This is a genomic window from Kitasatospora sp. NPDC056731, assembly GCF_040687675.1.
Taxonomy (GTDB): Bacteria; Actinomycetota; Actinomycetes; order Streptomycetales; family Streptomycetaceae; genus Kitasatospora.
The window spans coordinates 221050-232561 of record NZ_JBFBNR010000005.1; the positions used below are offsets into that span (position 1 = coordinate 221050).

8 protein-coding genes are annotated in these 11512 nt (G+C 74.6%); 6 read left to right on the plus strand and 2 right to left on the minus strand.

Going from position 1 to position 11512, the window contains the following annotated elements; translation table 11 throughout:
* Nucleotides 1–60: 60 nt before the first annotated feature.
* Nucleotides 61–1836 carry a 3-hydroxybutyryl-CoA dehydrogenase gene (locus AB0R04_RS07595; protein ID WP_363369059.1) on the minus strand — a complete coding sequence of 592 codons (1776 nt, stop codon included), beginning with the start codon at nucleotides 1834–1836 and terminating at the stop codon, nucleotides 61–63.
* Between the two features lie 530 nt (nucleotides 1837–2366).
* Here AB0R04_RS07595 and AB0R04_RS07600 point away from each other — a divergent pair.
* The 3 genes from AB0R04_RS07600 to AB0R04_RS07610 all read left to right on the plus strand — a co-directional run bounded on the left by AB0R04_RS07600 (nucleotide 2367) and on the right by AB0R04_RS07610 (nucleotide 6657).
* Nucleotides 2367–3821, plus strand: coding sequence for a glutamine synthetase family protein (locus AB0R04_RS07600; RefSeq protein ID WP_363369061.1), 1455 nt, complete (start codon nucleotides 2367–2369; stop codon nucleotides 3819–3821).
* A 3-nt stretch (nucleotides 3822–3824) separates the two neighbouring features.
* Nucleotides 3825–4961 (plus strand): amidohydrolase family protein, encoded by a 1137-nt coding sequence (locus AB0R04_RS07605; RefSeq protein ID WP_363369063.1) that lies wholly within the window; start codon nucleotides 3825–3827, stop codon nucleotides 4959–4961.
* Nucleotides 4962–5169: 208 nt separating this feature from the next.
* A complete protein-coding gene (locus AB0R04_RS07610) occupies nucleotides 5170–6657 on the plus strand; it encodes a S8 family serine peptidase (RefSeq protein ID WP_363369064.1) in 1488 nt (495 codons plus the stop codon).
* A gap of 135 nt (nucleotides 6658–6792) precedes the next feature.
* Here the strand turns inward: AB0R04_RS07610 and AB0R04_RS07615 are convergent, their stop codons facing one another.
* Nucleotides 6793–7686, minus strand: a complete 894-nt coding sequence (locus AB0R04_RS07615; protein ID WP_063351455.1) for a HipA family kinase — start codon at nucleotides 7684–7686, stop codon at nucleotides 6793–6795.
* 123 nt (nucleotides 7687–7809) lie between these two features.
* Here AB0R04_RS07615 and AB0R04_RS07620 point away from each other — a divergent pair, with 123 nt between their 5' ends.
* The 3 genes from AB0R04_RS07620 to AB0R04_RS07630 all read left to right on the plus strand — a co-directional run bounded on the left by AB0R04_RS07620 (nucleotide 7810) and on the right by AB0R04_RS07630 (nucleotide 11510).
* On the plus strand, nucleotides 7810–8250 hold the full coding sequence (locus AB0R04_RS07620; RefSeq protein WP_063349600.1) for an SRPBCC family protein: 441 nt from the start codon (nucleotides 7810–7812) through the stop codon (nucleotides 8248–8250).
* 203 nt (nucleotides 8251–8453) lie between these two features.
* Complete coding sequence (locus AB0R04_RS07625) at nucleotides 8454–9608, plus strand: glycosyltransferase (RefSeq protein ID WP_063349601.1); 1155 nt, start codon at nucleotides 8454–8456, stop codon at nucleotides 9606–9608.
* Between the two features lie 378 nt (nucleotides 9609–9986).
* Entirely contained in the window at nucleotides 9987–11510 is a 1524-nt protein-coding gene (locus tag AB0R04_RS07630) for a sugar transferase (protein WP_363369067.1), read from the plus strand.
* Nucleotides 11511–11512 lie beyond the last annotated feature (2 nt).

Below are 11512 nucleotides of genomic sequence, written 5' to 3' on the forward strand. Positions count from 1 at the left end.
ACGGCCCGGCCCCGGGCGGCGCCGCCTCGCGCGCGGCGGCGCCCCCGGCAGCTGGCGTGGTCACCGGCGCGCGTGGTCGCGGAAGCCGCGGCCGGTCTTGCGGCCCAGGCAGCCGGCGGCGACCAGGTGCTCCAGCAGCGGCGCGGCGGCCAGGCCCGGCTCGCGGAACTCCTGGTGCAGCACCTGCTCGATGGTCAGCGAGACGTCCAGACCGACCACGTCCAACAGCTCGAACGGGCCCATCGGGTAGCCGCAGCCCAGCTTCATCGCGGTGTCGATGTCGTCCACCGTCGCGTAGTGCTCCTGGAGCATCCGCACCGCGTCGTTCAGGTAGGGGAAGAGCAGGGCGTTGACGATGAAGCCGGCCCGGTCGCCGCACTCCACCGGGTGCTTGCGGACCTCGGGGGTCAGCTCCAGCACGGTCGCGGTGACGTCCGGCGCGGTCAGCACGGTGGAGACCACCTCGACCAGCTTCATGGCCGGCGCCGGGTTGAAGAAGTGCATGCCGATCACGTCCTGCGGCCGCGAGGTGGCGGTCGCGCAGCTGATCACCGGCAGTGAGGAGGTGGTGGTGGCGAGCACCGCGCCCGGCCTGACGATCTTGTCCAGGGCGGCGAACAGCTCGCGCTTGACCGTCAGGTCCTCGGCCACCGCCTCGATCACCAGGTCCACGTCGGCCAGTTCGGCGTACTGGCCGACCGGGGTGACCAGCGCCAGCGCGGCGTCCCGCGCCTGCGTGCTCAGCCGGCCCCGGTCGACCGCACGCGCCAGCGACTTCGCCAGCTGCGCCTTGGCCCGGTCGGCCTTCTCCTGGCTGCGGGCGGCCAGCAGCACCGGGCGGCCGGCCTTGGCGAAGACCTCGGCGATGCCGGTCGCCATGGTGCCCGAGCCGCAGACGCCGACCGTGCGGACCTCCCGGCCCGCCACCGCGGCCCGCGCCGGGCCGGTCGCCGCGTCCACGGCCCTGGACGAGCCGGGCGCCTCGTAGGTGTAGAAGCCGCGGCCGGACTTGCGGCCCAGCAGCCCGGCCGCGACCAGCTGGCCGAGGATCGGGGCGGGCGCGTGCAGGCGGTCCCGGGACTGCTCGTACATCGCCTCCAGGACGGTCCGCGCGGTGTCCACGCCGATCAGGTCGAGCAGCGCCAGCGGGCCCATCGGCAGGCCGCAGCCGAGCCGCATCGCGGCGTCGATGTCCTCCCGGGAGGCGTACTTGGACTCGTACATCGCGGCGGCCTGGTTCAGGTACGCGAACAGCAGGCCGTTGACGACGAAGCCGGCCCGGTCGCCGGCGGCCACCGGCTCCTTGCCGAGGTCCCGGGCGAACGCGGCGGCGTCCTCGGCGACCTGCGGGGAGGTCAGCACCGTGCGGACCACCTCGACCAGCTTCATGCTGTGCACCGGGTTGAAGAAGTGCAGGCCCAGCACCCGCTCCGGGCGGGCGGTCGCGGCGGCGATCCGGGTCACCGAGAGCGCGGTGGTGCCGGTGGCCAGCACCGTCCCCGCCGGGCAGATCCGGTCCAGCTCGGCGAAGAGCTCCCGCTTCAGCTCCAGCTGCTCGGGCACCTCCTCGATCACCAGCTCGGCCCCGGCGGCGGCCGACAGCTCGTGGCCGACCGAGATCAGCGCCAGCAGCGCGGTGCGCTCCCCGGCGGTGATCCGCTCCCGGTCGACCGCGTGCGCGGTCGCCTCCTCGATCCGGGCCAGTGCCCGGGCGGCAGAGTCCTCGGTGGCCTCGATGCCGATCACCCGGCGGCCGCTCCTGGCGACGGCCACCGCGACACCGGCACCCATCGTGCCGAGGCCGACGACGGCGACCGTGGAAAAGGGACGCTCCATCTGTCCTGACTCCTAGTCCTGAAGGGCCCGCGCACGCCCCGGCGGGCGGGCCGCCGCGCCCGCGCGTGCGGCGGGGGCGGCCGCCGCCGGGGGAGGGTCCGCGCGCGGGGCTGGGGAGATGACGGGTTCCGGCACACGGCCCCGGCGGCCGGTCCGCTCCGGCCGAACTGAGGGGTGTGCCGTGGTGCTCAGGCGCTCAAGGGTGAAAGGAAGCGGCTCTGATGCGAGGAAGGAGACCCGGCCCGCCGCGGTTCGCGGCGCCGGCCGGTGAATGACGCACCGCGCGCCCGCCGTGGACACGGCGACCGCAGGCCCCCGCCGGTGCGGCTCCCGTAGCCCGGCGGTGGTGCGTCCGGCCACTGTAGCGAAGCTACCCGCGAGTAGGAAGGGGTGCGGGCGTCACAAAAGGCATCCGGACGGCGGGGCGGGGTCCGGCGGCGGCCCGAACGGGTGAACGGGCGGACGGGCGTCCACCGGGACCACCCGATAGGGGAGTTACCCGGCCGCGGCGGGCGGGGCAGCATGGGGGCATGACCCTCGGAACCGCCGCCGGCCCCGCCGCGTCCGCCTCCGGCTCCACCGGCCCGGCCGGAGGCCTCGGCGGGCACCTCGCCGCCGTCACGCTGCCCCCGCGCGCCGCGCGCGTCGAACAGGCCGAGGCCGCCGTCGACCGGCTGCGCACCGCCGCCGTCGACGCGGTGGCCGTCACCTGGGTGGACAACGCGGGCATCACCCGGGTCAAGGCCGTCCCGCTGGGCGCCCTGGTGCACGCCGCGCAGTGGGGCGTCGGTACCGCACCCTGCTTCGACGTCTTCCTCGCCGACGACGGCATCACCACCAGCCCGAGCGCCGGCGGCCCCACCGGGGACCTGCGGCTCTACCCCGACCTCGACCGGGTCGTCCCGCTGGCCGCCCAGCCCGGCTGGGCCTGGGCCCCGGGGGACCGGCACACCCAGGACGGCACCCCGCACCCCGGCTGCCAGCGGCTGTTCGCCCGCCGGATGGAGGCCGCGGCCGCCGAGCGCGGGCTGACCCTGCGGGCTGGCATCGAGGTCGAGTGGGTGGTCGCCCTCGCCGGCGGCCCGCAGGACGAGCCGCAGTACCCGACGCACGGCCCCGCGTACGGGATGCACCGGCTCACCGACCTCACCGACTACCTGCGGGACGTCCTGCGCGCCCTCGGCGAGCAGGGGCTGACCGTCCTGCAGATCCACCCCGAGTACGCCCCGGGCCAGTTCGAGGTCTCGGTGGCCCCCGAGGGCCCGGTCGGCGCCGCCGACACCTCCGTCCTGGTCCGGCACACCGTGCGGGCCGTCTCCGCCCGGCACGGCCTGCGGGTCTCCTTCGCCCCCGTGGTCGAGCCCGGCGCGGTCGGCAACGGCGGGCACCTGCACCTGAGCCTCTGGCGGGACGGCCGCAACCTCGGCCACGGCGGCCCCGGCCCGCACGGCCTGACCGCCGAGGCCGAGGGCTTCCTCTCCGGGGTGCTCGGCGCGCTGCCCGAACTCCTGGTGCTGGGCTGCTCCAGCCCGGCCGGCTACCTGCGGCTGGTGCCCTCGCACTGGGCCGGCGCCTACCAGTGCTGGGGCCTGGAGAACCGCGAGGCCGCGCTGCGCCTGGTGACGGGCTCCACGGGGGAGCGGGCCGACGCCGCCAACGCCGAGGTCAAGTGCTTCGACGCCAGCGCCAATCCGTACCTGGCGGTCGGCGCGGTGCTCGCCGCCGGTCTCGCCGGTTTCGACCAACACCGGGAGCTGCCACCGGAGTTCACCGGCGACCCGGCCGCCGCCGAGCCCGGCGCGGTGCCCCGGCTGCCGACCGGCCCGGCGCAGGCGCTGGCCGCGTACGAGCGCTCGGCGGTGCTGCGCGAGGCGCTCGGCGGGCCGCTGTACGAGGCGGTGCTGGCGGTGCGCCGGGCGGAGGGCGAGCAGTACGCCGCCGCCACCCCCGAGCAGTTGGTCGCCGCCACCCGCTGGCGGTACTGACCGGTGCGCGCCGGGGCCACGGCGGTGCCCGCGCTGGTCGACCACCACTGCCACAGCGTGGTGGCGGCCGACCTCGCCGACGATGCCCTGGCCGGGCTGCTCACCGAGTCCGACCGGCCGCCCGCGCCCGGCTGTTCGCCCTTCGACAGCGCGCTCGGCCTGGCCGTCCGGCGCTGGTGCCCGCCCGTCCTCGGCCTGCCCGCGCACGCCCCGGCCGCCGACTACCTGGCCCGGCGGCGGGAGCTGGGCGGCGCCGAGGCCACCCGCCGGCTGCTGGCCGCGGCCGGGCTGGACACCTGCCTGGTGGACACCGGACTGACCGCCGCCGCGGGCCTTCCGCTGCTGCCGCTCGGCGAACTCGCCGCGGCCGCCGGGGCGGTGGTGCACGAGGTGGTCCGGCTGGAGTCGGTGGCCGAGGCGGTGGCGGGCCCGGCCGAGTCCTGGCCGCAGGCCGTCGGGGAGGCGCTGGCGGCGGCCGCCGCGGGTGCGGTCGCGGTCAAGTCGGTGCTCGCCTACCGGCACGGCCTGGCCGTCCCCGCCGAACGGCCCGTGCGGGCGGCCGTGGTGGCCGCGGCCGGCGCCTGGCTGCGCGGCGGGCGGGGCCGGCTGGCCGATCCGGTGCTGCTGCACCACCTGCTCTGGACGGCCGTGGACGTCTGTGCCGGGCTGGGCCTGCCGCTCCAACTCCACACCGGCTTCGGCGATCCCGACCTCACCCTGCACCGGGCCGATCCGTCGCTGCTGACCGGTTTCGTGCGCGCCGCCGAGCCGAGCGGCGTCCCGCTGGTGCTGCTGCACTGCTACCCGTACCACCGCCAGGCCGGGTGGCTGGCCCAGGCCTTCCCGACGGTGTACACGGACCTCGGGCTGACCGCCTCCTACACCGGCCCGCGGGTGGCGGCGGTGCTGGGCGAGATGCTGGAACTGGCGCCGTTCGGCAAGCTGTTGTTCTCCACCGACGCGTACGGGCTGCCCGAGTTGTACCTGGTGGGCGCCGCCCAGTTCCGGTACGGACTGGGGGCGGTGCTGGCCGACTGGCAGGCGGGTGGCGCCTGTTCGGCGGCGGACGCGCAGCGGCTGGCCCGGTTGGTCGCCGCCGACAACGCCCGGACGCTGTACTCACTGCCCGGCGCACCGTAGCACGTCGGCGGGCCGTCACTTTTTAACACTCTTCAATTCTGTTGACATGTTGGGCCTCCGGACTCCTCGGTTCCGATGTTGGCCAACATGTGACGATTAGATGACTACCTCTTGCGCTTATCAGCGAATATTCATTAGCGTCCCGATCATTCCAGGCGCACCTGCCACACCGCAGCTGCCGCATGACGACTCGGGAGGGCCAACCCCTATGAGAGTTCCTCGGATCAGCCGGACCCGGTTCGCGGCGGTGGGCCTCGTGCTCGCCACCGCCGGCGCCCTCGCGCTCCCGGCCGGCACCGCCGTCGCAGCCCCCTCGGTGGGCTCGACGACCGGTCCGCTGCTCAGCTACGTCGTCAACACCAAGGCCAACCACGGCCAGGTGCAGAAGGTCGAGAAGGCGATCACCGCCCTCGGCGGCTCGGTGGTGTACTCGTACGAGCAGATCGGCGTCGTCATCGCCCGCTCGGACGACACCGCGTTCGCGCAGAAGCTGCGTCAGGCCAAGGGCGTCGACTCCGTCGGTGCCAGCCGCACCAAGGGCATCACCGCCGCCGACCAGGCCAAGGCCGACGTCGCCGCCGAGCCCTCCGCCGCGCCCGCCGCCGGTCAGGAGCCGTACGAGGCCAACCAGTGGGACATGCGCCAGATCGGTGTCGACAAGGCGCACAAGCTCTCGCTCGGCAGCCGCAACGTCACCGTCGGCGTGCTGGACTCCGGCATCGACGCGACGCACGAGGACCTGGCCGCCAACGTGGACGCCTCGCAGTCGGTCTCCTGCATCGACGGCGGCAAGCCGAACACCGACTGGAAGTCCTGGCAGCCCACCACCAGCGACCACGGCACCCACGTGGCCGGCACGATCGGCGCCGCCAAGAACGGCAAGGGCGTCGTCGGCATCGCCCCGAACGTGAAGCTGGCCGCGGTCAAGGTCGTCGACGACGGCGGGTTCATCTACCCCGAGTACGCGATCTGCGGCTTCGTGTGGGCCGGTGAGCACCAGTTCAAGGTGACCAACAACAGCTACTACGTCGACCCGTGGATGTTCAACTGCCCGAACGACAAGGACCAGGCCGCGATCAGCGCCGCCGTCCGCAAGGCGGTCTCGTTCTCGCAGCGCAAGGGCGTCCTCAACGTCGCCGCGGCGGGCAACGAGAACATCGACCTGGCGCACAAGACCGTTGACGTCTCCAGCCCGGACGACACCACCAAGGTGACCCGCCCGGTCACCAACGACTGCCTGTCGCTGCCGACCGAGCTGCCCGGCGTCATCGCCGTCTCCTCGGTGGGCGTCAAGGGCGACAAGGCGTACTACTCCAGCTACGGCAAGGGCGTCGTGACCGTCGCCGCGCCGGGTGGCGACCGCCGCTACCAGCTCCCGGACACCCCGGACAAGGACGGCCGGATCCTCTCCACGATCCCGGGCAACAAGTACGGCTACATGCAGGGCACCTCGATGGCCACCCCGCACGTCGTCGGCGTGGTCGCGCTGCTCGCCAGCACCTTCCCGTGGGCCAACCCGGACGAGCTGACCGAGCTGCTCACCAACCAGGCGGAGTCGCACCCCTGCCCGACCGGCGAGTACAACCCGGGCGGCACCGGCGCGTACAAGGCCACCTGTGAGGGTGGCGCGGACGACAACGGCTTCTACGGCGCGGGCATCATCAACGCCGAGAAGGCGGTCCAGTGGTGGCGCTGACGCGCTGACCACGGCGACACCTGAACACTGAGTCGGGGAGCGGGCCCATCCGGGTCCGCTCCCCGGTCGTTTCCGGGCCACTGTGCCCGGGCCCGCCCGCGCCCGGCCGACTTCCACGGGCGGGCCCCGGCCCACTCACTCGACGTGCTGGTCCCAGCCGGTCTCCACCGACGGCTTGCCGTGCAGGTCCGGGACTTCCTGGAGCCAGGCGGGCCGGCCGGCCCGGGTCCGGGCCTCCCGGCGGCGTTCGGCCTCGCGCAGCTGCTCGGGGGTGGCGAAGCCCTCCGGGAGCCACTGCGCGGAGAGCACCACCCGGGCGGCCAGGTGGGTCACGTAGGCGTGCCGGACGGCGGCCACCGAGTCGAAGCCGGGCTCGTCGGCCAGCCACTCGTCCGGGACGAGTGCCAGCACCTCCTCCAGCAGGCCGACGGTGACCAGCGGGCCGAGCTCCTCGTCGGCCAGCCGGACGTCCGGGGCCGCGCCGCCCAGCGCGTGCGCGCTGAGGTCGTAGCGCTTGCCGACCGCCGCCTCGGCGGTGGCCCAGCGGTGGTGGAAGATCAGCGCGGCGCCGTTGTCGATCAGCCAGAGCCGTCCGTGCCAGACCACCAGGTTGGGGTTGTGGACGGTGCGGTCGACGTTGCCGGTGAGGGCGTCCAGCCAGACCACCCGCCCGGCCTCGGCGGAGTCCACCGGGATCATGCCCGGCCGGTAGTCCCGCGCGCCGGGCAGCAGGTCCATCCCGAGGTTGAGGCCGCCGCTGGCCTTGAGCATGTCCTGGATCTCGGTGTCGGGCTCGTCCGCGGCGACGGCCGGATCGAAGTCCACCAGCCGCAGCTCGGGGACGCGCAGGCCGAGCCGCCGGGCCAGCTCGCCGACGATCACCTCCGCGACCAGCGCCTTGCGGCCCTGCGCGGCGCCGGTGAACTTGACCACGTAGGTTCCCAGGTCGTCGGTCTCCACCACGCCGGGGACGGAGCCGCCGGACCGCAGCGGGTCGACGTAGCGCACTGCTGTCACCAGATCGAGCACACCGGCCACCCTATCCCGCCGCCCCGCCACCTCTGCGGGCCGTCCGGTCGACCTGCGCCCCCGGCGCTGTGATTGGCTTGCCGGTGAGAATCGGAAGACCAAACGGACGAGGAGAGCAAGGCCATGGGACAGGTGCAGGCCACCACCGAGCGGGACTACGACGCCGCCCCCGAGCGGGTGTACGAGGCGCTGGCCGACTACCAGGTGACCCGCCCGAAGCTGCTGCCCCCGCAGTACAGCGAGTACGAGGTCCGGGTCGGCGGCACCGGCGCCGGCACCCAGGTGCACTGGAAGCTGCAGGCCACCGAGAAGCGCGTGCGGGACTGCCTGTTCACCGTCTCGGCGCCCTCGCCCGACCAGCTGGTGGAGAAGGACGCCAACTCCAGCATGGTGATCACCTGGACCGTCTCGGCGGCCGGTGAGGGCCGGTCGAAGGTCACCGTCTCGGCCACCTGGCAGGGCGCGAGCGGCATCGGCGGCTTCTTCGAGCGGACCTTCGCCCCGAAGGGCCTGAACCGGATCCACGACCAGGTGCTGGCCAACCTGGCCGCCGAGGTCCGCTGAGTTCACCGAGCGCACCGAGCTCACTGAGCGCACTGAGCTCACCGAGCTCACTGAGTTCGCCTTTCCCGCGGTAATTCGCCCGGGAATTCGAGCGGCCCGCCCACCCGTACGAGCGGAAAGCCGTACGGGTGGACGGCCCGCCACCTGCGGGTGACGAGGGCCGCCCGGCGCGGGGGAGCCACCCTAGGCTCGCCGCCGTGCATATGACGATCCTTCACATTTCACAGCCCGTGGACGGCGGAGTCGCCCGCGTCGTCGCCGATCTGGTCCGGGGGCAGCGCGAGGCCGGTCACCGGGTGCTGGTCGCCTGCCCGGGCGGCGGACGGCTGGCCGAGGAGGCCGCCGCCGTGGGCGCGCTGGTCCATGACTGGCCCGCCGGGCGCTCGCCGGGCCCGGGCACCGCCGCCGAGGCGTGGCGGCTGCGCCGGATCGTCCGGGCGGCCGCGCCCGACGTGGTCCACCTGCACAGTGCCAAGGCCGGGCTGGCCGGCCGGCTGGCGGTACGCGGCGCGGTGCCGACCGTCTTCCAGCCGCACGCCTGGTCCTTCGCGGCCGTCGAGGGCCCGCTGGCCACCGCCACCCTGCACTGGGAGCGTTTCGCCAGCCGCTGGGCGCACCGCCTGCTCTGCGTCAGCGTCCAGGAGCGGGCCGACGGCGTCGCCGCCGGGGTGAGCGCGGACTGGGCGGTGGTGCCCAACGGCGTGGACGTCCGCCACTACGCACCCGCCGACCGCCGGGCGGCCCGGATCGCGCTGGGCCTGGACCTGGACGCCCCGCTCGCGGTCTGCGTCGGCCGGCTGTGCCGGCAGAAGGGGCAGGACGTGCTGCTGGCGGCCTGGCCGGAGGTGCTGCGGGCGGTGCCGCAGGCTCGGCTGGCGCTGGTCGGCGGCGGCCCGGAGGAGAACCGGCTGGCGGATCTGGTCCGGGAGTCGGCCGAGCCGTCCCGGGTCCGGCTGGTCGGGGACGTGCCGGATCCGAGGCCGTGGCTGGCGGCGGCCGACCTGGTGGTGCTGCCCTCGCGCTGGGAGGGCATGGCGCTGGCCCCGCTGGAGGCGATGGCGGTGGCCCGTCCGGTGCTGCTGACCGACGTGCCGGGTGCCCGGGAGTGTCTGCCCCAGGCCGAGCGGGAGCGGGCGGTGGTGCCGCCCGAGGACGTGACCGCGCTCGCCACCCGAATGGCGGAAGCGCTGTCCGATTCGATCGAGTGTGAGCGGCGCGGGGCGCGGCTGCGTGATCACGTGGTCGCCCGGCATGACGTCCGCACGGTGGTCGAACAGGTGGACGCGCTGTACCGCCATCTGCTGGGTGCCGGTCCGGCGGCCGGGCGGCGCCGGGCCCGTGTCCCAGAGCGGATCTGATCGTTTCACATGCCGTGAATGCCCGCCGATCCGGCGCCGTCGTATTCGCACCCTCAACCGGATAGGGACGAGGCGTCAAATCCGAAATACCTATTAATGGGCGGCTGGAATGAAACGGCAAGTCAACTTCCAGCCTGCGCAGCCCGGTTATGTATTGTCGGATTTCGCCTGCTTCGTTTCGATTTCACGCCGGGAATTCGCGACTGAGCCCTTCATGGCCGCGCCCCGCGCGGCCGGGCCCGGTGCGAGAGGACCGAAAGCCGCCAGCGGTAGCAGGTGCTGTCAGGACCGCGCCCACCGGGCCGGGACGGCCGCCCCGCGCCATCCGGTGCCGGGGCGCCGTCACCCCGGGCACACAGCAGGGGAGTTCGTGCGCTGATGACCATTGACCACGACAGCGTGCCGCGAGCGGGTCGGTCCCTGTCCGGCCCGCGGCGGCCCGGCACCGGGCTGCTCGACCGTCCGGCCGGATCCGCCCGGACCCGGACGGTGCCGCCGCCCCGCCGGCCCCGCGGGGCGGTCCGTTCCCGGCTCGCCCTGCCGCTCGCGCTGGTCCAGGTCGACGCGATCGCGCTGTGCACCGCCACCGGCCTCGCCAACCGGGCCGTCGACCCCGCCGTCCCGCTCGCGCCGCTGCTCGGTGCCGCCGCCGTCCTGCCCCTGCTGCTCGTGCTCAACCTGGTCGGCGGCCTCTACCGCACCCGGCTCACCCTCTCCGTCCTGGACGAACTGCCCGCGCTGGCCGTCCGGGCCGTCGTCGCCACCGCCTTCGCCGTCACCCTGGCCGGCTGCCTGGACGGCCGCTGGCCCGACTGCGGCCCGGCCACCCCGGCCCGGCTCACCGTCCTGCTCGGCGTCCAGCTGCTGATCGCCGCCGTCGGCCGCGCCGTGCTCTACCACCTGGTCCGGCGGATCCGCCGCAGCCGCCCCAACCCCGTCCTGGTGCTCGGCGCCGGCCGGCTCGGCCGCCGGGTCGCCGCCGCCCTCAGCGAGCGCGGCGAGTACGGGATGCGCCCGGTCGGCTTCCTCGACGCCGACCCGCCGCTGCTCGCCGGCGACACCGACCTGCCCGTCCTCGGCGGCCGCGAGGTGCTGGAGCGCGAGGTCCGCCGGCACCGGATCCACCACGTGGTCGCCACCGCCGGCGCCGCCGACGAGGCCGAGACCGCCGCCGCCCTGCGCGACGCCGCCCGGCTCGGCTGCCAGGTCTGGCTGGTGCCCGCGCTGCGCGAGCACGGCTCGCTGCCCGCCGGCCCGCTGTCCGGAGCCGACCACCTGTGGGGCTTCCCCTGCCTGCGGGTCGGCAGCCCGGCGATGCGCCGCCCCGGCTGGGCCGCCAAGCGCGCCCTGGACGTCACCGCCGCCGGGCTCGGCCTGCTGCTGCTCGCCCCCGTCCTGGTGCTCTGCGCGCTGGCCGTCCGCTTCGACACCGGCCCCGGCGTGCTCTTCCGTCAGCAGCGCACCGGGCTCGACGGCAAGGTCTTCACCGTCCTCAAGTTCCGCACCCTGCGCCCGAGCAACGAACACGAGTCGGCGACCCGCTGGAACATCTCCCAGGACCACCGGATGGGCGCCGTCGGCCGGCTGCTGCGCCGCAGCTCGCTGGACGAGCTGCCGCAGCTGTGGAACGTGCTGTGCGGCGACATGAGCCTGGTCGGCCCGCGCCCGGAACGCCCCTACTTCGTCATGCGGTTCGGCCAGGCCTACCCCGAGTACGCCGACCGCCACCGCGTCCCGGTCGGCCTGACCGGCCTCGCCCAGGTCAACGGCCTGCGCGGGGACACCTCGATCGAGGACCGGGCCCGGTTCGACAACCGCTACATCGAGAGCTGGAGCCTCTGGCAGGACGTCAAGATCCTGTGCCGCACCGCGGTCCTGATGCTCCACCCGGACGGGAGCTGACC